Below are 23,734 nucleotides of genomic sequence, written 5' to 3'. Positions count from 1 at the left end.
GCATAACGAGTAGTGATTTGGAAAAAATACTAGACAACGCCCGACTCTTGATATTGTGGCAGCAGGTCAATAACGTTGTTGAAATTGGTAAAATAATCGTGGAGCGCTTTAGCAGCTTGACCAGTGAATTCCATCCATTCGTAGTGATAGAGATTTTGGGCAACTGTATCCCACTGGAGTAATGGAAACTTAGGAGTAGCTATTAAGACAGAAACGCTTTTTTCTCCCAAACTAGTTTGACTATCTAAGTTTATTGCAGCCACATAGCTGGTGTTAATGACAACGTTCTGTATCTTGATAAATGTCATAGCCAGTTTCAGCTTCCAGGATAATGTATTTTATGCAATTTGCCCGATAGAAGTTGACAATTTCGTTACAGAAAAAACCTCACATTTACTCCGAATTAATGCAGTTATTTAAATAATCTCCGAACATTCTTAAGGTGATAACAATGCGGCTTGGTTTAGTTTTTTCTTTTCTACTCACCAGAAATCAACTAATTTACCTGCCGCTTTGAAACACTTGAATTAATACAAAGACTAGCACAACTTAAATAAACAATTCTGTTTATTTCAAGTAATTTAAGAAAGAAAATTGAGTGCTACTGACAAAAAGATTTAATTAAACTAAAAGCATCAGTATCTTTTTTCGCCTTAATTAGCAACCTCATATTTGCTTGCTTACTAGCTAGATAACAGATTAAATAATAATTGCAATAATAACCGTAATGAATAAGCCAAATAGATTACGTTGTAATTAGTACAAAGATTGCATGAAGCCGCAACCGTATTTTTTTCAGCATAACATCATAAATCCCCAAAATTTTTTAGTGTTTTTTCAAGATAAATCAACATAAGAAATAAATAAGTGTTTTATAAAGCAAAGCTTAATTTTGCTAAAAGTGCATTATAAACAGCAATTTTGTGCCAAACATTCTCTCGTTTACCTAAAAGACCAGCTGCTAGATCCCCGACTTCTCTAAGAAGTCGGGGATCTGACTCCTCGCAACTCGTCATCACTTTTGGATGTGTCGCCAACTACAGCAGTTTTGCCGTGCATGACATATACTACTCTATGATTATTCTTAACAGAATTATCTTGAAGCTCAGTAATGAACAGCATCTTTACCCCCGAAGAAATTACTGCCCTCTCTGCTGAAATTGACCGCCAGTTAATAGAACTGCGCTCTGCCCCAGATTCAGAGCAAAAACAAGGAGAGGATAAAATATCAGATGAAAAATTGCTGGTAAAACAAACCGCAGCAATTACACAAGTTACACAAGAAAATTCTCGGAGTTTTTTGCAGAAATTTGGACGAGCTGCTAAAAGTGATTTATGCCAAGAAGGGGGAATGCTGAATAAGCAGTGGAAGAAATGGGGTGATTTAGATAATAAGGATGCTGTGGAACGCTTGGGTGCAGTGTTGGTAACGATGGGTTTTTCGGGGGATGTGTTATCTCCTTTAGTTGTGGCGGTGACGGTGATTATTATTCACATTGGGTTGAAAGCTTTTTGTGAAGATTATTCTGCGTAGTGGCGCTGCTAGTGTTCGGATTACCCCACCCTAACCCTCCCCTTGGAAAGGGGAGGGAACTAGATTGTCTTATTTCCCCCCTTTTCAAGGGGGGATTAAGGGGGGTAAATATGCTGTCAGACTTTCGTAATTGCGAACTGCGAATTACGAACTTGTACTGAGCGAAGTCGAAGTATTACGAATTAATATTAATGTCACTCTGCCAATAACGCTGCAAGGGATTGAGGGTCAGCAATACCCCGCAGGATAGCGGAGATAATCATAGAATCTTCCAAATTTAACTGCTCGCACAGTATATTCTCATCTCGCTCGCGGGCTAAGATGCGACGAATGGCAGCAAAGAGATTTTGCCTACCTTCTGCGGCATTCTCCATCTCAATTTCTAGCTGTTCCCTGATTTGTGCATTATCCACAGCAGCTACTACCCTTGCAATCCACTGCCCATATTTCCGCAACTCATACTGTGTCCCCGCAAACGCCGCTTTTGCTTGCCTTGCTTGGCGACGATATTCTTTAGCTTGGGTGGTGTCGCCCTGCTTGTCGGCAATCTCTGCCAAGATGTTATGGATTCTCCAAATCTTAGCCGCAGCTGGGTCTAAGGTTTTCTTGATAGCTAAGGCTTCTTCTGCCAATTGTCGGGCTTCGCTGAGGCGGTGGGGTTGGTTTTGTAGTGTGAAAGCGAGGTTATTTAATACTAGAGATGCACTTGCTCGATTTTCTAATTGTTGATATTGCTTCAAAGCCTTGCGATACCAAGCCTCTGCCTCTCCCAGTTTGCCAGCACTGTCATTGAGGTTGCCTAATTGTTGCCAAGTATCTGCTGCATCTGCCAGATTTCCTAGAGATTCTTTAATTTGTGCTGATGTTCGGTAGGCATCTTCCGCAGCGTCCCACTGCTTGCCTTCTTCGTACACCATACCCAGTTGATGCCAAACCGTGGCTTCTGCTGCTGGTTCGTTGAGTTGCTGGAAAGTAGTCAGTACTTCTCGGTAACGCTGTTCTGCTTCTGGGAGGTTGCCTTGCCGCAGGGCTAGAGTTCCGAGTTGCCCATTTGATACCGCAGCCTCACGAAAGTTTCCAACTTCTGTGTTAATAGCTAATCCTGCTTCATAAGCAATGCGTGCCTCACCATAATCTCCCATATCCGTCAGCGCATCTGCCAATTCAGTCTGCAACGCTCCCATCAGGTTATTGACATAATCAGACTGTTCCAACTGCTGCGCCACTGCTAACCCCTGACGGTAAATTTCTGCTGCTTGTGCTGTTTGTGTTTGGAACCTCAAGCACCGTCCCAGCCTAGCAAAAGTAGCACATTGCTCATAACTTGGTTGCTCGCCCAACTCTGCCAGTATCTCACTAAACACCTGCGCTGCTTGTTGATAGCGACCAGCGTTGAATAATTGCTCGCCTGAACTAGTACGGCTGATATACCATGTATTAGAACTTACTTCCCCAGTCAATTGAGCAATCCGTTGATTTAGTCTAGTGTGATCGCGGTTAAGTCCAAAGATACCAAGAAAAAAGTTTACCTTATCAACAAAGTCTACTGCCCATTCTGTACCTGCATTCAACGCCCCATCAACTGCATAAAGTAAATTCGGTAATTCCCATTGAGCAATGGTACGAACTGCATGAGGATTTTTGCTATTTTCAAAATACAAATAGTCAGAAAGTTGATAATACCACCCTTGATAACGGGCAAGCAGTTCTGTCTGTGCTTCTAGGGATAAACGCGGCCACAAAGCAGGGGCTAAGGTGGGGTGAAATTTGAGAAAAGGCTCATGGACTTGAATTAAACCAAGGGCTTCTAATGCTGGGCGCAAAGTTTGCCACTGTGACTGAGAAACTTCTGTAATTTTCAGCAAGTAAAGTTCTAACGCCCTACCCTGAAACACGCCTAAACGAGGCAACAACTGCATTGCTTCAGCATCCAACCGTTCTAAAGATAAATTCAATGATGCCAATAGGGGATTATCTGGTGTTTGAGCAATCAACGCTTCTAAGCGTTGTCCCAACTCTGCCGGACGGCGACTTTCCAACTGTTTTGCTAACAAACCAATCGACAGGGGATGAAAATCCACCAGTTTAAATAATTCCAACAACACTTCGCGTTTAGGTGGGTCAAATTTGGGTGCTAGCGTCAGTTTAATCAAACTCTGGAAATACGCTAGGGCATCTTCTTGTCCCAAACCTCGCAAAGATAAGGAGATATGTTTGCGACTGCCTTGTGTGGGATAATCGGGAGGGTGAAAATCTGGTGTGCGAGTGGTGAGTAATACCCGACATTCCCCAACCTCAGACCACTGTTTTGCCACGGTTAACAGTTCCCGTAGGGTTTCGGCTGGCAAGGTTTCTAAGTTATCTAAAATCAGTAATGTGGCTTGCTTACGCAACGCCTGAGTTGCCGCCACCCCATCAATTAAACTCTCCTCTAACACTGTCGCCAGGGTGCTAACTGCCCAGCCTACAGCATCCACACCACCAAAAGCAGCATAATCAACAAAACAAACTTTCTCAAACATCCCCGTGCGCTGTAACCAGCGTCCTGCTTCCTGGGCGAGATAGGTTTTTCCCTGTCCACCAAAACCCGATACTGTGAGGCGGCGCGTTCCCTGCACAAACCACCGTTCTATCTGCCATAATTCCCGGCTACGACCGAAGAATCCAGCTTCTTGTAAATCCGGCAAGTTTCCCCATTTTCGTGTCTCGCCGCTTTCTTGGTTGTTCAAGTCTTGCTGCTGCAATAATGGGGTATCACCAGCCGCTTGATACAAGGCAGGTAAAAACCAATCTTGTAATTTTAACTGTACTCGTTCCTCACCCCGTTGCCGTTCTCCCCGTTGTTGGTTGAGATACAAGTCTCGCCGCGCATTATCTAATGCTTCACCCATACCAGCACCAGATACTAAACCCTGATAAAACTTGGCAAACAGTTGTTGGGTAGTTGTCACTAATACCGAATGAGTCATTGCCAAGACTGTGGGAATACCTGCATGGGTTAACCTAGCGGCTACACTACCCATTGCATCTTCTCCATCTTCGCCACCCATCGCCGCCGACTGACAGGCAGACAAAACAATTAACCCCACTTTTTGCTGATTCAGCATATCACCCAAGGTTTCGGCAGTAATCAGGGCTTTTTTCCCTTCTTTATCCTCAAATAACAAATAACCTATATTGCCGCCGTTCTCGTTCCCGCCTTTAGTTAGTCCCACCGGGTCGCTATGTTTAGCCTGTTCTTGGAAACGCCCATCTAAATCAAATACCCCATGACCGTCAAAATGCACAATATCAACAGGGGGTTGGCGGGAGTCTTCTAGCCGCGCTACTAAATTATCCAAGGTTGCTGGACGCAAAAACTCTACCTCAACCCGTCCGGCTGCTGCTTGTTGAATGGCGTTCAAAACTGCCATTGCTTCACCACGGGGGTCAATAAATCCCGCATCACTGGGACGACTGACGACAAACAATAACCGCAATCGGTCTTTGACTTGCACTTTAAACGGCCTGCGTCCACCCCCTGCACCAGCCAAGCGGCGACGAATCGAAATGCGGGGATTTTCGTGAAACAAATAAGTACCTTGTGGGTCGCGTAACAATTCCCAAGGCAGCGATAAAATTGCTGGATGACTAGCGCTGATTGTTAATAAGCGTCCTGGTTGATTTTGCTCTTGAAAATAATTAAACAGCCGTTGAGCAGTCCGATGTTGAAAAACCGCATTAAATAAATCTTCGCCCCATTGCCGGAATTTTTTTGCTATCCCTTCTGCCCGTGTATCATCTACATCCGTTGTGTAACGTGTCGCATAAGTTTCTAAGTACCAGCGAATCTCTTCTCTGTCTGCTGCACTCAACGGTGAGGCAAAATCCAGCCTCTCAGTGTCTTGCCCATCAAATGTTACAATGACTTGATGATTCTCTGGGAAGCGGAGATTTAATTCCATAGCGGGCGGTTTGGGGTGTGGAAGCTTATGTGAGATAATACAAACTTTTTAGCCTAAATTCCGTAAAAATGTCAGGCGATCGCGTTTCCTTATATTCTAGAGGGCATGGCAGTGCCCATTGGTGTCAACTTAACGTGAAACCCGCTCTTGTGCAAGGTTTTGCCCTCACCCCCAGCCCCTCTCCCTCAGGGAGAGGGGAGCAAGAGATTCAATTCCCCTTCTCCTCGGGGAGAAGGGGTTAGGGGATGAGGGCGCGAGGTATTTGTACAACGCCTGCCCTATATAGCTTTTAGCTTAAGTTGACACCTATGGGCATTGCCTTGCCCCTACAATCTTTATGACATTGTGTAATTAATTATGTTTAACTACTTATTCATTTGCGTAGGCGAAGCCCGCCGTAGGCATCGCAAACTCGCCAACAACAGAAGCCACTATCGTTAAGTCAATAGTGGCTATTGTCAACTCAGTAGCGGCTATTCTTAACTCAATAGCGGCTTATCCTTAACTCAATAGCGGCTATCCTCAACTCACTAGGGGCCATCCTCAACTCACTAGCGGCTTTCCTTAACTCAATAGCGGCTATCCTCAACTCACTAGGGGCTTTCCTGATGTTTCCTACCTCTTGTTTTTGCCTCTTGCCCTCTAGAATATATTGATGTGTCGCAAACATTATTTGAATTGGTATTAGATACCGAAATATTACTGAATATTAGCTGAAAATTGTACGTTCAAAAATTGCTATTTATGCTGAACCAGATTTCGATTTAATTAAGGCAAGCTATGTTTAGAAGTATTTTAACAGGGCAAATTTATGAGTCGCAAAAAACGTAAATCAAGCGTTTTAGAAAAAGTTGAGTCAAGAGCAGCCGGGATAAAATTGGTCGATCCAAATCTGAAACTGGATGATGATTATAGTCTGGAAAAACTGATGGAGTCAATGGAACAGTTACGGAATAAAATTGAGATTCATAATAACGCTTTATCTTTAGCTGATTCTTCTTTGGCTGAAGTTGAAGAGATGGAGAAAAATTTGAATAAACTTTCTCAAAAAATGCTAATGCTAATTGCTATTAAGTACGGCACAGATAGCCCTCAATATGAAACAGCAGGTGGTGTTCGAGATAGCGATCGCGTCCGCAAAATGAGGTCGAGCCGCATGAAAAATGTGGCACAACAAGCATCAGATAATAATAGTAAAATTGGGACTTTTAGCGAATAGAGTGAGACTGTTTGTCAATTCACGAAGGGTTAAACCCTCTATTCCTAAAAGCTAAGGATGAGATGAGTTTATTTTATTATGGAATATGAACCCTCACCCCTACCCTCTCCCTCTGGGAGAGGGAGTAAAGAAAAAGAAAAAGAACAAGAGAATCAACAAAAATATAAAAATAACTCTTATCCCCCTCTCCCTCTGGGAGAGGGGCTAGGGGTGAGGGCAGAAATTGCGGAATTAGCAGGTAGCAACCGACAAATTCCCGATGTATTATTAGAACGCGCTCGCGAATTAAGAAAACAACAAACACCAGCAGAAACAATATTGTGGGAATGTTTAAGAAATCGACGTTTATTAAATAAAAAATTTCGCAGACAACATAATATTGATAGATATATTGTTGATTTTTATTGTCACGAAAAGTTACTAATTATCGAGGTAGATGGTAGTATTCATGCAAGTCAACAAACTGAAGATTATATTAGAGAAAACTGGTTGCTATCTCATCAATTTACTGTTATTCGCTTTAGTAATGAGCAAATATTTAATGATATCGAGTCAGTTTTACAGAAAATTGCTCAAGCCCTCATCCCCTAGCCCCTTCTCCCTCAGGGAGAAGGGGAACTGAGCAATGCCAGACTCTGCGTCTTTTATCATCCTATCTTCTGACATCGCTTTCCTGTCCACTTCTCCCATCGCCCAATTCCCCGGCTAACTAACTCCGGCCGATCGTCGCCAATAAAACAGATCCGCCCCAGCCTTTCGCAAGCAATCAACACTTCTCCATTCCCCATAAACGGTGCAATCACAAAATTATTGGGACTGGTATATAAATTAATTAAGTAATTGACAATTCCTTCCACACCTTCAACATTAATTGCGGTCTGTGGCTGGGATAGAGAATGATGAGAAAAAATCCCTACATAGATATTCCCTAACACTAATTCATATTGAAAAGGCATTTGACTACGCTGATAAAATTCGTAAATCTGCCCTTGCGATCGCAATACTGCCACAACCCGCGCTTCCCCAACCAAATAATTATGATTCCACGTTGCGGAAACAGTCGCGATCGCTAAAGCTGCATCCGAAGGTAGCAAGTTCATAAATTCTGGCTGTGCTGTATCGCCACAATACACTAAATGCCGTCCCAGCATCCATTCCTCACCTACTTTTACCTTTGTCGCTGGGTGGGATGGCTGACACTGGCTTTTCTTGGGCAGTAACTTTGCTTCTTTCTCAGCTACAGCACTGTTATATGCTAAAGTCTGTAACTCTTTTTGCTTATTCCTCACCTCAGCCAAAAGTTTAGCTTGCCGTTCGGCTTCTTGTACATCTCCTTGCGCCTGAGCTAATTCCCAAGCCTGTTGTGCTGCTTCTGCTACAGCGCGTTCTTCATTACCAGCTCTAGCTATCTTAATTAATGCTGTAGGACTTTGGGCGATCGCAGTCCCCTTAATCATTTGTTTTACATCAGGGTGAATGCCTTTGGCAATCTGCTTACCATGCTGAAAAGTCCGTTCAGAATAGCCAGCTTCTTTGGCTAACTCCAAAGTTCTTTTAGGTGGTGAAATCATTTCACCACCTTTATAAGTATGTTGGTTATCTCCTGCTTTCGCCCGCAATCCCATGTGTTCTAGAATTTGATCTCGCTCTAACCACAGTTCTGAGCGCTCTAAGGGTTCAAGCTCATTGCGGATCAAATTCTCATCAATTTCTGCCAAACGCGCTTGCTCGGCATATTGGTAGGTAACAATATTGCACTCAATAGCATCTAACCCTAAGAGCTTACAAGCTGTCAAACGATGCAGTCCGGCAATCAAATTCAGCTTTTGATCTACTGTAATCGGGTTCAATAGACCATTAGCCTTGATTGATTCCTTCAGTTCATCAACTTTCTCACCTTTAAGAGGACGGCGGTTACAACCAATCAAAATTTGGTCTATGGGCACAATAGGCATAACTACTGTTCTTCAGTGCAGCCAGTTAAAACACTAACAATAGCATTAAGATACAGCTAATTTCTTCGTTATGGGGCATTGAGCATTTCTTATTTACCTACCTTGTCCCCTTACCCTGCTCATCTTCCTAGTTCCCAAGACTCAATTTAATGAGAATGTCTTATGGTACACAACTGAACTAACAATAATTCGCTGATAATAGCAAAGTCAGTTGATTAAACATAATATTTGAAAAGTGAATGAGGAAATTTACTTAGTCTGTTTTAACTATTTCCTCATCATTTTATCAGAGATATTATGGTCATTCAAGGAAAACTTATCCAGCGTAGATGGTTGACAAGCTAAAAGGTTTTTGCAATACTTGAACAAAGCTTTATCCTAGTTTTTCCACATTATTTTATCAGCGCTAGGTTATTTGAAATCTTGATTATATTGCCAGCGCTAACCCAGTATTAAGCTACATAATTTGATAGTTGTAGTGGATAAAACTCAGGATGTTTAAGAATAGAGCTAAGCTAAACTTAGCTACCTAACTAGTAATTTGTCTTGGCTACAAAAGCGTAAAAAAATTCACATACAGGAATCCTGGTTGATTTTTGAAATATATGTAGAGTGGGCACCGCCCATCCTACACTACATCAGGTTTTTCATAAATGATTTAGGATTCCTAAACAACTAATTAAACTCATCCCAATACGGTTTGGTTAAGATCCCCCCGCCTGCGGCGACCCCCTTAAAAAGGGGTAAAAGAGAATTATAAGCCTCCCTTTTTAAGGGGTGTTAGGAGGATCTCAAAATACTAAAACGTTAACCGAACCGTATTGAAACTCATCTCATTTCTGCAAATCAAAAAAGTTGGGATAAGTTCACTTTAATCAACTGATATAACCGTTTAGATTATCTCTTGGCATAGCACAATTGGAATGGAAATATGGCAGTAAACAAGGAAAGCCAGTTATTCTCAAAGCCCGTACAGCGGTGGCAAATAGTTTTAGGAGTTTCTGTCATCTTCGCTACTGGGTTAGCATCTTTTTACGCTTTATCTACATTGTTTCGCTCTAATATTCAGAGTCGCCCAACTAATCCGCCAAAGGCTGCTCCTGTTAAAGTTGCGATCACCGCTTTAGGACGTTTACAGCCTGAAGGTGAGATTACTTACTTGTCTGCACCTCATTCAATTAATGGTGTACGAGTTGAAAAACTCTTGATTAAGGAAGGAGACAAGGTACAAGCTGGGCAGGTTTTAGCTTACCTAGAAGATTACAATCGCTCTACAACAGCCCTGCAACAAGCTTTAGATAAATTGCAAGTTGCTAAAGCCCAGCTAGCCCAGGTAAAATCTGGGGCTAAAACCGGAGATATCGATGCTCAAAAAGCAACGATCGCGAGTTTACAGTCGCAATTAAAAGGAGACGTTGCAGCCCAAGAAGCAACAATCGTTCGTCTCCAGGCTCAGGTAGAAAATGCTAAAACCGAGAACGATCGCTATCAGCAATTATACAAACAAGGTGCGATCGCAGCTTCTGTTGGAGATAGCAAGGCGCTGCAACTCAAAACTGCACAACAGCAGTTACTAGAAGCCCAAGCTACCCTCAAGCGTACTCAAGATACCCTTCAAAGCCAGATTAAACAAGCAAAATCGCAACTCAACAGTGTTAGCGAAGTGCGTCCTTTAGATGTTGAGTTAGCACAAACTCAAGTCAGAAGTGCTACAACGGCTATTAAACAAGCAAAAGCCGACCAAGATTTAACATACATTAAATCTCCTATTGATGGCACAATTTTGAAAATTCACGCTAAAACCGGCGAAGTAATTGCTACTTCTGGGTTTGCTGAGATAGGTAAAATATCTCAAATGTATGTAGTTGCAGAAGTCTACCAAACCGATATTCAAAAAGTGCGTAAAGGTCAAAAAGTGACCATTACCAGCCCAGCAATTGTCGGAAAATTGCAAGGAACCGTAGAAGAAGTTGGTTGGCAAGTTGGCAAGCAAAGTATCTTCAGCCTCAATCCTGGATCGGATACCGATCGCAAAATTGTCGAGGTAAAAATCTGCATAGACAATCCCACTGATAGTGCGCGGGTGTCGCGACTCACCAATTTACAAGTGGATGTTGCTATTCATATTTAGTCATGAGTCATTGGTCATTGGTCACTGGTCATTAGTCATTGGTCACTGGTCATTGGTCATTAGTCATTAGTCATTGGTCATGAGTCATTGGTCATGAGTCATGAGTCATTGGTCATTGGACAAAGGACAAATGATAAAGAACAAAGGACAAATGACAAAGAACAAATGACAAAAAAACAAATAACACCTGTTAACTAAATTCATGAATTTTAAAATTCCTTTAGCATGGCTACAGCTAGTCCAGCAAAAAGTTCGTTTTCTGGTAGCTGTAGCGGGGATTGCTTTTATTGTGCTGCTGATGTTTATTCAGCTAGGCTTTCAAGACGCACTCTATTCTAGTGCTACCGCAGTCCATCAAAGTCTGCGAGGAGATTTGTTTTTAGTCAGTTCTCAATACAAGTCTTTGACCTCAAATCAAAGTTTTTCGCGAACTCGTTTATATCAAGCTTTGGGGTTTGATGGTGTCGAGTCAGTTAGCCCCATGTATTTGCAATTTGCCAAGTTGAAAAACCCGGTAAATAGTGAGAAATACTCAATCTATGTTATTGGGTTTGATCCCGGAAGATCTGTTTTAAATATCCCAGAAGTTGAGGAGAATTTAGACAAACTCAAAATTCCGGATATGATGCTTTTTGACCGGGATTCACGTCCAGAATTTGGGCCGATTGCGGAAAGATACGATCAAGGTAACACTGAACAGACAGTTGAAATATTTCCCTTTAATTCTTTAATTGGTTATCGCGTCAGAGTAGGAGGCTTATTCAGCTTGGGGCCTTCCTTTGGTGTAGATGGTAATTTAATTGTTAGTGACTCAACTTTTCTGCGGATAAATCCCAATACTCGTCCAGCAGAAATGATAGATGTGGGCGTAGTTACCTTAAAACCTGGCACAGATGCAAACAAGGTTTTAAAAAATTTACAAGCCACATTACCTAATGATGTCCAAATTTTTACATATCAGGGTTTTATTGATTTTGAAAAACAATATTGGGCTGTCAGAACACCAATTGGTTTTATTCTTAACCTGATGTTGACAATGGCTGCTGTTGTAGGTGTAGTAATTGTTTATCAAATTCTCTACAGTAACATTGCTACTCAATTTGTTGCTTATGCAACATTAAAAGCAATGGGTTATGCAAATAAATACTTATTAAATGTGGTTTTTCAACAAGCTTTATTATTGGCAATTTTAAGTTTTATACCCGGATTTATTTTATCCGTGCTGCTATACGATTTTGCCATGAAAGCCACTAAGCTGCCAATTATGATGACCCTTAATAATGCCTTACTGGTCTTAGTTTCAGCAATTTTAATGTGTTTAACTTCTGGGTCACTCGCTATCAATAAACTGCGTTCCGCAGACCCGGCTGATATTTTCTAACCCTTATTCTTCTCTGTGTCTTAGTGCCTCTGTGTTTTAAAAATAATTTATTTACCACAAAGACACAAAGTAAAGAATTAAGTTTTTTCCCTTTAATCAATTATCTCTGCTTTATGAACCTGGAAAACAAAACTCTCCTGATCACCGGAATTGACGAATTTATCGGCTGGCGTGCGGCTGAGTTAGCCATAGCAAAGGGAATGAAAGTCCGAGGGCTGCAAAGTTCTACTGTTCAGGATAAAAAAGCGCAAAGTCTAGGCGTTGAGGTAATTGTTGGCAATATTAACGATGCTAAGACCGCTCAAAAAGCTTGTGAGGGAGTAGACATCGTTATACATACTGCTCAACTTGCGCAAGAAGCTGGCGCACTCAAAGATTTTCGTGAGATTAATGTTGACGGAACCATCAATATAGCAAAAGCTGCCAAAAATGCTGGTGTCAAAACCTTTGTGCATCTTTCTAGTGTATTGGTTTATGGTTTTGATTATAGCGATCGCGTCACAGAATCTGAGCCACTTGCTGAAGAAAAGAACCCCTACTGCCAAAGCAAAATTGAAGCCGAAGTTGCATTACTACCACTAAATAATCCTCCAGATTTTGGCATTATTGTCATTCGAGCAGGCGATGTCTACGGCCCCGGATGTATCCCTTGGATAGTCCGTCCGGTTCATTTTATGCGCCAAAAATTATTTGCTTATGCTAGTGATGAACACGGCGTAATCAATCATGTATATGTAGATAACTTGATTGATGGTATTTTTCTAGCTATCGAAAAAGAAAGCTATGGAGAAATATTTAATATTACTGATGGTGAACAAACTTCTTGGAAAGAGTATTTTACGCGTTTAGCAGAGATATCCGGTTCACCTGCACCTATGTCTCTCGGAAAAGATGAAATCAAACTATTTCTCAAACTCCGTGTTCAAGGACAAAAGCTATTTCGCAAAAAAGCTGATATTCTGCCAGAGTCTATAGATTTTATGACTCGTCCCTACGCTTGTTCTATTAGCAAAGCTCAAAGTTTATTAAATTATCAACCTAAAATTGGGCTAGAGAAAGGATTTCAGCTTATACAGAAATGGCTGGAAAAAACGGATATTCAAAACTTGATGAAATAGTCTAAAGGTAGGGCAATGCCCAGCAAAATCCGGATATGGTGGGCATTGCCTGGGCTGTTCACTTTGATAGAATTTTCCCATTTTTGGTTCATGCAACTTTTCTGTCTACTGCAAAGTCTTCCTTTAGTCATTGCGAGCGAAGCGTTCGCTGAAAGCGTTCTCGAAGAGTAGCAATCGCAAAGATACTGGGATTGCTTCGTCGTTCCTCCTCTCTGCGAGACGCTACGCGCTAAGCGAAGCTATGCCGTAGGCTTTACGCAATGACAACACATATTTTGCATGATTTTTCCACTCCTAAAAAGTTACAGAGTCAACACCCTAGGCAATGCCCACCCTACTGTTATCGGCGATTAATTATTCATCCAGTTAGTATTTGTAGGAGACTACTAAATAATGTTGAAGCTATCTAAAATCTCTGCTTTGGTTATTGCTACCTTAACAAGCATAAGCTCCATTCAAATTGTAAATGCTGCACCTGCTGAAACTCTAACTGTTGTAGTGAATGGTATCCGTAGTCAGAAGGGTGAAATTTGTATAGGAGTTTACTCTCAAGATAAAGAGAAAGGATTTCCTTTAAATACTTCTAATGTATTGCAAAGTACTTGCAAGAAAATTACAGGTAGGAGTTTAAAACACCAGTTTGTTGGTTTAAAACCTGGCAATTATGCTGTTGCCATAGTGGACGATCAAAATGGCGATCGCAAACTTAATCGCGACTTTTTCGGAATTCCCACAGAGGGTTTTGGTATCTCCCAAAATCCCACTGTATCTATACAAACTGGTACACCCAAATTTCGTGATGCTAGTTTTGCAGTGAATAAAAATACCACTATCAACATCACCGTAAAATATTCCCTCGATCCCTAAATCAGTTAACTCTTAACTGGTCACTGGTTACAGGGTAATGCTTCTTTTGGAGACTCTAAAATTAATGCCAGATTTGGTAAAATTTTTGTGTAACTCGTTGCTAAGTTGGCTGGCAATTCAGGTATGTTTAACCCTGGTGTTTTTATTGTCTCTGCATTCAAGCCAGAAAAACTTGTTACCAGATGACCAGTTGCCTAAAACTGCGATTATACTTTGTCTGCGCGGAGCTGATCCCTATCTGAGGCAATGCTTACAGGCGCTGTTGCAACAAAATTACTCCCAATATGAATTAAAGGTTGTTGTAGATCATCAAGAAGATCCAGCTTGGAACATTGCCATTGACACAATCCAAGACCTAGGCGCAACCAATGTTGAGATTAGCTATCTGCGAAATATACGCAAGAATTGTAGTCTCAAGTGCAGTTCCTTAGTGCAAGCTGTCTCAGAATTAGATGATTCCTACAAAATAGTTGCTCTGGTAGATAGCCATACTGTAGTTCATCGTAATTGGCTGCGAGAACTAGTTAAGCCCCTAGCCCATCCCAAAGTGGGAGCAGCAACTGGTAGCCGTTGGTATTTACCTAGAGGTAAACATTGGTGGTCTTTAGTACCTTATATCAGTAATGTATCCTTAGCTATACAGATGTATCTGTTCGGGATACCTTGGGGTGGGAGTTTGGCTATCAAAACCGAAGTCATTCACCAAACCGGACTCCTTTATAAGTGGAGTCAAGCCCTTTGCGAAGACATCATGATCCGTAGCGTTTTGCGCAAATATAAGTTGCGGGTGAAGTTTATACCTTCCTTATTAATGGTGAATCGTGAAGAATGCGATTTACCAAGCTTAAGAGACCAGATTGAGCGTCAATTAACCTGTTCTCGATTTTATCATCCCCAACCATCAGCTATTATTGGCGATACTCTCTCCAGCATATTGCAGCCGACTTTAGTTTTAATGTGTTTGCTATGGGCATTGTTCACTTCGCAATGGGATAATTTCGCGCTCTTATTGGGGTGTTATAGCAGCTATACCGTGGGATTACTTTGGCTGATGCTGATTTTAGAGCATGGAGTACAGCAAATAACTTGCGATCGCAATCAACCAGTGTCCCGAATTTCATTTACCACAATCATCAAACTGCTGATTGGAATTCCCCTAACTCAATGGCTATATGGGTTAGGGCTGTTGTCATCTCTGGGAATGTCTACGCTTAAGTGGCGTGGTATCAGCTATCGAATTTCCGGCCCTTGGAAGATCAGGTTAGAAGAGTATAAACCTTATCAAGGGGGATGAGGGGGTGTGGGGGGTGTGGGGAGTATGGGAGTTTTCTCCTCCATTTCTTCTACATACCCAATGACAAGTGACTCCTAAAGATTTTCATGAAATCTTTGCTGCGTAAATCCTAAATCAAAACCGGCACTTTCATGGAATTTTATAGGTGATGAAGCATGAACGATTGGGCGGTGTTGCTTTCTCAGGTTTTGCTGGGCTGGCTGGCCATTCAAGTCTTGTTAATTCTTATCTTTGTATGGAATCTGCATTTTCACCAGGGCAGATTACTACCAGATGACAAGTTACCCAAAACTGCGATCGTTCTTTGCTTGAGGGGTGCCGATCCCTTTCTGCCTAACTGTTTGCGTGCTTTATTAAATCAGAACTATCCTCAGTATGATTTAAAGCTGATTGTCGATCGCCAGGAAGATCCGGCATGGAAAATTGCTCATGATACCATCCAAGAGCTAGGAGCCACTAACGTTGAAATTAGCCCTTTGAGGTTCATCCGCAAAAATTGTAGCCTGAAATGCAGTTCCCTGGTGCAAGCAGTGTCAGAGTTAGACGATTCCTATCAAGTCGTTGCTCTAGTAGATGCTGATACAGTTGTTCATTCTAATTGGCTGCGTGAATTAGTCAGTCCACTAGCCAATCCCCAAATTGGCGCGACAACAGGTAACCGTTGGTACTTACCTACAGGCAAATATTGCGGTTCTTTAGTACGGTACATTTGGAACGCATCCGCAGTTGTGCAGATGTATTTTTATGGGATTCCTTGGGGTGGAACTCTAGCTGTGAAAACCCAAGTGCTGCATCAAACAGGACTTTTGGATAAGTGGAGTAAAGCTTTTGGCGAAGATACCATGATCCGTAGCGTCATGGGTAAAAATAAGTTCCGGGTTAAATTTGTACCTTCCTTAATTGTGCTGAATCGGGAAGAATCAGATTTACCTAGCTTAAGATACTGGCTCCAACGGCAATTACTAGCTTCTCGACTGTATCATCCTTGGTGGCTGGCTGTAGTTGGTGACACAATTTTAACCATATTCATCCCGACTGCGATCGCGCTGTTATTTTTAGCAGCTTTATTCACCAAACAATGGCATACCGCTGTCTTCTGCTTTAGTTGCTATAGCGGCTATATGCTAGCACTGCTCTTGCTTTTACTGATCTTAGAAAAAGAAATACAGCAACTACTTCGCCGTCATGGTGAACCAGAAACTAAATTATCATCTGCCACAATCATCAAACTGTTCATGGGGCTTCCCTTTACACAGTGGGTTTATGGTTTAGCAATGCTACGATCTCTGTGGATGCCAACAGTTAAGTGGCGTGGAGTCACCTATGAAGTTAAAGGGCCTTGGAACCTGCAACTCATGGACTACCGCCCTTACCAAATCTTAGATCAACCAAGCGATCGCAAACTCTCGCTTTAATCTCTCTAATCTCTTCTCTCTGCGCCCACCGAAGTTTGCTCAATGGGGGGAACCCCCGCACCGCAATTTCTCTCTGCGTCTCTGCGTGAGACACCTCTTCAGGAAAAGTCATGAAATCTCGCTGCGTAAATCCTAAAACCAGCCCTTTCATGAAATATTTCCTTTAACCATGAAAAACCAACCTCTGCGGATAGCTCTGTTAACCGGATTGTACGCTCCTTTCCTAACAGGGGTTTCAGTCGCAGTCCACCAGCGAGTTCGTTGGTTATTAGAACAAGGACATGAGGTTTTTCTCATTCATCCAGAAATTAACGATAAATATCCTAAACAAGTCGGCAATCGTCCCATGCCAGGATTAGAAGAGTTACAAACTTTTCCCAACTTTTCTTCCTATGCATTTCCCACACAGCCGCTGATTTTCTACAAATCTCTGCCTCAACCATTAAATTACAGACATTGGAGCGATACTAAGTTACTCTCAAACTTCCAACCCGACATAATTGTTGTCGAAGAATCAGCCCAAATGAGAGGAGCTTACTCAGCTTTCTTGCAAGGTTACGGCCGCCCTGTAGGAGTTAAATATGCCAAGCAAACAGGTACTCCAATCATCTCAGTGTTCCATACAGATATCATCGCCTATATCAAATATTATCTAGGAAATTTCCTCTTTAGCTTGCTGCGTCCAATTCTTCCCTTGATAGTTAAGCAGGTTAGTGATGCTTATAACTTCAATTTATTTCCGTCGCAGGAACTGCTTGCTAAGTACAATATTCTGAAATGTCAACGCAGTGAATACGTTCCTTATCAAGGCATCGATTGCGAAAAATTTCATCCTCAAAACATTATCTATAATCCCATTCCTAACGACCATCGGCCAACGCTTCTGTTTGTCGGACGCATCACCGCAGAAAAAAATGTCACTCAACTAATTGATGCATTTCCGATCATTGCTGCCAAAATTCCTCATGTCCATCTGGTGATTGTTGGTAGCGGTCCCGTGGATCAAGAAATCCGTCAGTGTGCCCAAAAGTATGGATCTGGTATTACTGTGTGGGGCGAGTCTCACGGAACAGAACTTTTGGGTTGGTTTGCTCGAGCAGACATATTTGTGAATCCTTCTGTAACTGAAAACTTCTGTACTACCAATATGGAAGCTCTAGCATCTGGAACCCCCGTCGTCGCAGCCAACGCTGGCGGAAATCCAGAACAGGTTGTTTCTGGAATCAACGGCTTCCTCGCTGAACCCAATAACCCAGCAGATTTAGCGCAAAAAGTCATTGCTATTTTGAAAAATCCCGAACTCAAAGCCGAGATGACCCAGCAAGCTCGCCCCTCAATATTAGAATTTGATTGGTCAGCCTGTATGGAAAAGTTTGAAGAAAAACTCTATCAACTAGTTGCTTTACCAAAAAAGCAAAAGGTGAAACTTAAGTAGGGTAGCACTGCCCACTGTATCCGGGTTATAGTGGGCAATCCCTACCCTGCGTGTTTTCTCATAATAAAACAGAATAAGCACTACTTATCTGTATTTCAGATTTAAATTTTTTTGCTAAAGAAAAGTGGTATTTGGCGACAAAATACTTTACATCCACAACTTACTTATTAACGCTCTTTAATCACTCTCGTGAGATAAAAATCTACAACCCTTATTATGCCGGACTTTTATAAATTTAGGCGTAGGTTGGGTTGAGGAACGAAACCCAACATCCTTAAACCTTGATCTAGTTGGGTTTCACTGCGTTCAAACGCCACTTCACTCAAGTCGGGAAACCCGCCCACGTGAGTAGCTCCCCAACCTACATTTATTTTCTCTGCCCAAAGTGACGGAAGAGCGTTAATGTGGGCAAATAAAATCGGCTCTACCGTACTTGTTATGCTAAATTCATAGTCTTTAAGAGAGAACAGGGAACAGGGAACGGGGAACAGGGGAAAGAGGCAATATTAAGAAATAATCTGACAAATAAGCATGATTTCCCATATATACCAAGCTTTTTGATATGTTTTCACGGAAATTTAGCATACTAGGTACTGAAGAACCTTAAAATCATTGTAATTTTAGTAAATATAGAACTCATATTTGATTTTTGAAAAAACTCAGTACACTTTTATTTCTTCTTCACTGTTCCCTGTTCTCTCCCTACACAAATAATTTCAGGAATCAAAACGGATTTCTACACATAAAAGGATAATTTTTCAAAATTTAATAAAGGTTGTAAATACAAAAAAATCCGTATAGGAAAGAGTCATAAATCTACTAGCTTTTTTTAACCTTAAGATTCGGTTAATAATAGATAAAAAAGAGAGGGAGTCATACTCCCTCAATGAGAAAAACTAGTACAGCCTAAACAGATTCTATCTAACTTTGATTGTTGAATTTAAGCTGTAAATAGCTTTAGTGAAAATCACCGCACTATGCAAAAGCAAAGTTATTTGCTGTGAGCGTAGTTGATGTAATTCCTAGCAATGAAGCTAACTCTGTATTTGCAGCTTTCACCAAAGTATCATTGCCCTGTTGTAACAGCGTTAAGTCGCTGAACTTAGTAACTCCAGTAATACCGCCAATGCCGATCGCGTCAATTCCTGGGGTAAAGTCGGTGACAATATTCTTGCTAGCTGGGAGGCTAGCATTGGCAATCCAGAAAGAGTCAGCACCAGCGCCACCAGTTAGGCGGTTACCACCCTTGTTACCAGCGAACAGCACATCATCACCGTCACCACCAAATAGGGAGTCATTGACATTGGAGAAGAGTTTGTCATCCCCAGAACCACCATAGAGACGGTTATTGTTGCCGTTACTGGTGATGGTATCGTTGCCAGAACCGCCGAAGAGTAATTGACCTGAACCTTCAACTACTTGCAGGCTATCAGAACCAGCAGACCCAAACAGGCTATTACTACCCTTGGCTTCCACTACGGTGATTTGATCATTACCTGTACCACCATCAACAGTGGTATTGTTAGCAGGTCCATTGACGCCAACAAACACTTGGTCATTACCGTCACCACTGTATACAGTAGAGTTACTGCCTGCAAATACGGTATCATCGCCGTTTCCGGTAATAATGGTGTTGCTGTTGGTTGAATCTACCGTATCTGCGCCATCACCTGTAAACAGAATTTGTCCTGTCTTAGGGGTAACATTATCGCTGTTGCTAGAACCAAATTGAATATCTGGTGGTAGTGCAGCATCAAGACTAAAGCTGAGAAGCGATCGCACAGGATTTGCTGCTGATGGCTCTGGGAATGTATTTTTTGCATAAGAATTAATTCCTTGCACATTCACATTCAATGTTTTGCCATCAGCAGAAATATCAAAAGTGGTGTAGTTAAAGGTATCAGGTGAATAGAAATCAATTGGTTGTCGTAAAGTATCGGCATTTGGATCGCCTTCACGCACAACATTTTTGAGTCCAGGGAAATTAGGATCTAAGCCGATGGGGTTTACTTTAGCTGCTATTTGAGTTGCCGCCAAGGTATCAGCCAGAGATTTAATATTGCTGAAACTGTGGTCGGTAATGACATCGGGGCCAGTCGCACCTAAAGGCCCATCAACGATTGATAAAGCATTGGGCAGAACCTTAACACTAGTAGGATCGTTGATATTATCCAAGTAGGTTAACTCGTTGATCCGATTTTGATGGTCATCAGTGGCCAGAAAGACCACATTCTTAATGCCATTATCAGCAATAAACTTGAGCAAGTCATTGCGTTCCGCACGATAGCCGCCAATCCATGACTTACCACCATCCGCACCAGACCCGATCGCACCAATTTGATCGATGGGGTCAGATACGCTCACAAACTTCCAGGTTGTGCCATTTTTCTGAGCGTCCAGAAGAGTTTGCTTCAGCCAAGTCAGTTGAGTGGCTCCTAGTAAGGTGCGGTTGGGATTATCCGCACGAGAACCAGTATCATCTGTCGTACCATCGGCTTGTTTCAGACGAACATCGCGGTAAGAGCGAGTGTCTGTGTTCACATAAATAACATTCTTACCCCACTGTTGAGCAAGGTAAAGCTGCTGAGTACCATCTGTACGCGGATCGTTGGGAGCAGAGATAATTTTTTCCCGAATTGGCTCGTAATCAGAATAAGCTTGTTCTAGGATTTTAAATCCGGTAGTGTCATTAATAAACGTACCAGTTGTATTCGCGTCGTAAGCTGAATTGTTGGAACCATTACCGGAAGTACTAGCTAAAACACTGGGCGCGCCACCATTGATCAGCTGTTTATTTCCTAGTTCGTGGTTATCTATGACTGTATAGTTGCCTTGAGAAGTAAACATTGTTTCCAAACTAGCAAAGCCACCTTTGGAAACTGGTTGAATGTTCTCCAGATATTTGCGATGGTAATCGGCTAAAGCCTGGGTCGGGTTAGCAACAGCATCGGCAGCGGCGGGAGATCCATTACTTGCAGTCTCATAAATTGTGTCTCCCAAGAACACAAAGTAGTCTAAATTCAATTGCGGGAAGTTTTGGGTAGATATATAAGGTCGCATCAGACCATCAGCATCTCCACTAAAACCAAATCGCACAGGAACCTGAGCAGTTGGATCTGGCGCTGTTTTGAAAGTCCCAACTGCACTAAAATCACCTGGTGTTGCTTCAAAGCGATAGTAGTAGCGAGTTCCACTCTTTAAACCAGTAGCATCAACCTTCAGCGTGTAATCGCGGTTAGGGTTGGTGGTTCCAGCATAGGAAAGGAAAGTAGTAAAGTTGGGATCGGTTGAAACTTCGAGTTTCAGGTTAGTACTGATACCTTGATTAGTTGTGGCATCAAAGGTACGAGTCCAAAGAATGGCACTATTTGCAGTCGCATCACCTGCGGCGACACCAGAAAAAGCTGGTTTTGCATTTAGTCCGACAGTGCGATCGCCAAATCCTGCGGCTGTAAAGTATTTAGTATCGCCTACAGTTTGATAATTGAGAATTGTTGCTTGACCGTTGGCCGCAGCTTCAGAAGTTAAAGTTCCTTTAGTATAGGCAACTGTATCAGGCCCGCCTACTAATGCCTCGGTAGCTGCTCGACCTTTCAAATCACCATTACTAGGAATATTCAACCCTAGAATTTTGGCAAGTGTGGGTGCGACATCAGCATTACTCACAGGCGCAGAGTCCACATAACCCGCTTTGAAGTCAGGGCCAATAGCCTCCATGTTATTAAAGGTATCACCGCGACCAAAGCTCCCATGCATCCCCTGTCCTTCCTGCAAAGCTGTATCTGCAATCTCTACTTCTGCTTGCGGATTGTTGGGATTATTGGGGTCTGTACTGAAGGTTTTGAAATTAATTACTATAGCTGGAGTCGGTGTTTGAGCATCACCTTTCAGACCAATAGTGCTCAGTGGTAATGCACCTGGAATCTTTCCATAAGCATCGTCTACAAAAATTCCGCTGATATAGTCTTTCTGAGAGAGTAAATCAACTACTTGCTTTGCTGTCGCTGCATCACCATTAGGTAGATAGATCAAGTCCGAGCCACCATTAGCAGCTACAATTACCTTCGTGCTTGGGTCAAGCTGGCCATTTATGACCTTACCTGTACCACCAATCACGCCATTTCCAGACTTGGGATGTTGACCTTTTGTAGCATCAACAGCCCCATACTCAATGTCCTTGATGTTTAGAGGAGTGATTGTATTGTTATCAGGATCGTATAAAGGTAGACCTAAATCATGAGCTAAATCAATCGCCACAAAGCCAACTGGTAGAAATCCTGAGTTGACATCAGAGTAGGTTTGAGTAGCAGCATAACTATTGGTCTTTGTGCCTTGGTTATCAATAAGTTGTCTGCTGATGGTAGAAAAACCGTGATCGGAGGTGATAAAGATATCTGTAGTTTTGTCTAAGCCTGTACTCTTGAGGTAATCAAGTAGTTGCTTTAAGTTATCATCAGCATTCTTGACTCCAGCTTTGGAAGTTGGGCCATTGATACCTGGCGTTAAGCTATTTAAGCTATCACCTTGATTGTGTTGGCTACCATCAGGATCTCTAGACCAATAAACCAAGGCAAATGGTTTACCATCTTCCTGAAACTTGGGTAGAACTGCTTTGGTAGTAGCATCTATAAAAAACTTTTGCTGATCGACATTCGCAACTGTAGTTCCAGGAGTTGTGTTATTACCAGAACTGCCATTTGCCCCTCTACCAGGAGTCGTTGTTGGTAAGCCAGCCGCAGTCAAACGCGCAACGATATCAGGATCGAGTGGGACAGCTTGAGGTGAACCTGTGGTTGTGCTAGCTGCTGCGCCAGTGCGATCGTCAATAATAACGGTCTCTGGCGTGGGAATAGTTCCCGCAGTTCCACCTTCGCGGTTAACTTGGGTGACATCTTGGATTGCAACTGGCCCTAACTTCCCAATTGCGGCTGTATTAAAGCCCTGTGCCCGTGCATAAGCAAGCAGCGACTCTTCATCAAGGAAGTTGTTACCAGGAAACTTTTCGTCAATATCGCCTAGAACCGCATCATTTTCAATAAATGGAGTGACACTGCCATTAGCGTTAGGAGTAGGAAAGCCAGTGTAAACGGTGTTACTGAAATCACCTGTATCACCAAGATAATGTCCAGTTGCGATCGCAGAAGCATTCGGGGTTGTAAAAGTAGGAAACAGTGAATGACTATTGGTAAAATTAACCCCTTGCTGACGGATGCTATATAAAGTTGGAGTATCAATTGGATTTACAGAACCGTTTCGCAATCCATCCGCAACAAAAATAATGACATTTCTACCGTTGCTGTTTGTATCAGCCATGCCTGCTACTCCTTAAGTATTTAGTTTGGCAATTAATAGGGAGATAAGGTCGCTAACATATAGTCTTATTGAGGTGTCGTAGCAAATTTACTGTTTATGTAACTTCATTCACATAGAAAAAAAAGCAA

At 42.2% G+C, this 23,734-nt stretch carries 15 protein-coding genes; 10 read left to right on the top strand and 5 right to left on the bottom strand.

Translation table 11 applies throughout. From position 1 onward, the window contains the following. Nucleotides 1-29 precede the first annotated feature (29 nt). Both BV375_RS22925 and BV375_RS37105 read right to left on the bottom strand, forming a co-directional pair. Nucleotides 30-308 (bottom strand): hypothetical protein, encoded by a 279-nt coding sequence (locus tag BV375_RS22925; RefSeq protein ID WP_086690647.1) that lies wholly within the window; start codon nucleotides 306-308, stop codon nucleotides 30-32. A gap of 564 nt (nucleotides 309-872) precedes the next feature. After that, nucleotides 873-1,016: a hypothetical protein gene (locus BV375_RS37105; protein ID WP_166507508.1), complete on the bottom strand. Its 144-nt coding sequence runs from the start codon at nucleotides 1,014-1,016 to the stop codon at nucleotides 873-875. Nucleotides 1,017-1,111: 95 nt separating this feature from the next. Here BV375_RS37105 and BV375_RS22920 point away from each other — a divergent pair, with 95 nt between their 5' ends. Further along, nucleotides 1,112-1,534, top strand: a complete 423-nt coding sequence (locus tag BV375_RS22920; RefSeq protein ID WP_086764624.1) for a hypothetical protein — start codon at nucleotides 1,112-1,114, stop codon at nucleotides 1,532-1,534. A gap of 194 nt (nucleotides 1,535-1,728) precedes the next feature. Here BV375_RS22920 and BV375_RS22915 read toward each other — a convergent pair whose 3' ends face one another. Next, complete coding sequence (locus tag BV375_RS22915) at nucleotides 1,729-5,478, bottom strand: CHAT domain-containing protein (RefSeq protein ID WP_086764621.1); 3,750 nt, start codon at nucleotides 5,476-5,478, stop codon at nucleotides 1,729-1,731. 811 nt (nucleotides 5,479-6,289) lie between these two features. On the opposite strand from BV375_RS22915, the gene BV375_RS22905 reads away from it, so the two are divergent. Both BV375_RS22905 and BV375_RS22900 read left to right on the top strand, forming a co-directional pair. Beyond that, nucleotides 6,290-6,697 carry a hypothetical protein gene (locus BV375_RS22905; protein ID WP_086764616.1) on the top strand — a complete coding sequence of 136 codons (408 nt, stop codon included), beginning with the start codon at nucleotides 6,290-6,292 and terminating at the stop codon, nucleotides 6,695-6,697. A 78-nt stretch (nucleotides 6,698-6,775) separates the two neighbouring features. Beyond that, nucleotides 6,776-7,288 (top strand): DUF559 domain-containing protein, encoded by a 513-nt coding sequence (locus BV375_RS22900; protein WP_243714018.1) that lies wholly within the window; start codon nucleotides 6,776-6,778, stop codon nucleotides 7,286-7,288. 56 nt (nucleotides 7,289-7,344) lie between these two features. Here BV375_RS22900 and BV375_RS22895 read toward each other — a convergent pair whose 3' ends face one another. Further along, on the bottom strand, nucleotides 7,345-8,652 hold the full coding sequence (locus BV375_RS22895; RefSeq protein WP_086764613.1) for a ParB N-terminal domain-containing protein: 1,308 nt from the start codon (nucleotides 8,650-8,652) through the stop codon (nucleotides 7,345-7,347). A gap of 931 nt (nucleotides 8,653-9,583) precedes the next feature. Between BV375_RS22895 and BV375_RS22890 the strand changes: the two genes are divergently transcribed. From BV375_RS22890 to BV375_RS22860, 7 genes are all read left to right on the top strand, one after another. Next, complete coding sequence (locus BV375_RS22890; RefSeq protein ID WP_086764610.1) at nucleotides 9,584-10,783, top strand: ABC exporter membrane fusion protein; 1,200 nt, start codon at nucleotides 9,584-9,586, stop codon at nucleotides 10,781-10,783. A gap of 202 nt (nucleotides 10,784-10,985) precedes the next feature. Continuing rightward, nucleotides 10,986-12,164, top strand: coding sequence for an ABC transporter permease DevC (gene devC / locus BV375_RS22885; protein ID WP_086764608.1), 1,179 nt, complete (start codon nucleotides 10,986-10,988; stop codon nucleotides 12,162-12,164). Nucleotides 12,165-12,277: 113 nt separating this feature from the next. Continuing rightward, nucleotides 12,278-13,282, top strand: a complete 1,005-nt coding sequence (locus BV375_RS22880) for an NAD(P)-dependent oxidoreductase (protein ID WP_086764605.1) — start codon at nucleotides 12,278-12,280, stop codon at nucleotides 13,280-13,282. Nucleotides 13,283-13,675: 393 nt separating this feature from the next. Continuing rightward, nucleotides 13,676-14,149 carry a DUF2141 domain-containing protein gene (locus BV375_RS22875; protein WP_086764603.1) on the top strand — a complete coding sequence of 158 codons (474 nt, stop codon included), beginning with the start codon at nucleotides 13,676-13,678 and terminating at the stop codon, nucleotides 14,147-14,149. Nucleotides 14,150-14,213: 64 nt separating this feature from the next. Further along, nucleotides 14,214-15,443 carry a glycosyltransferase family 2 protein gene (locus tag BV375_RS22870; protein WP_086764601.1) on the top strand — a complete coding sequence of 410 codons (1,230 nt, stop codon included), beginning with the start codon at nucleotides 14,214-14,216 and terminating at the stop codon, nucleotides 15,441-15,443. A gap of 155 nt (nucleotides 15,444-15,598) precedes the next feature. After that, entirely contained in the window at nucleotides 15,599-16,858 is a 1,260-nt protein-coding gene (locus tag BV375_RS22865) for a glycosyltransferase family 2 protein (RefSeq protein WP_086764599.1), read from the top strand. Nucleotides 16,859-17,027: 169 nt separating this feature from the next. After that, complete coding sequence (locus tag BV375_RS22860; protein ID WP_086764596.1) at nucleotides 17,028-18,293, top strand: glycosyltransferase family 4 protein; 1,266 nt, start codon at nucleotides 17,028-17,030, stop codon at nucleotides 18,291-18,293. Nucleotides 18,294-19,268: 975 nt separating this feature from the next. Here BV375_RS22860 and BV375_RS38280 read toward each other — a convergent pair. After that, nucleotides 19,269-23,606: an alkaline phosphatase D family protein gene (locus BV375_RS38280; RefSeq protein ID WP_243714017.1), complete on the bottom strand. Its 4,338-nt coding sequence runs from the start codon at nucleotides 23,604-23,606 to the stop codon at nucleotides 19,269-19,271. Between the last annotated feature and the right edge of the window lie 128 nt (nucleotides 23,607-23,734).

It is taken from the genome of Nostoc sp. 106C, assembly GCF_002154725.1.
Lineage (GTDB): Bacteria > Cyanobacteriota > Cyanobacteriia > Cyanobacteriales > Nostocaceae > Aulosira.
This window is presented reverse-complemented; position numbering and strand designations above follow the sequence as displayed.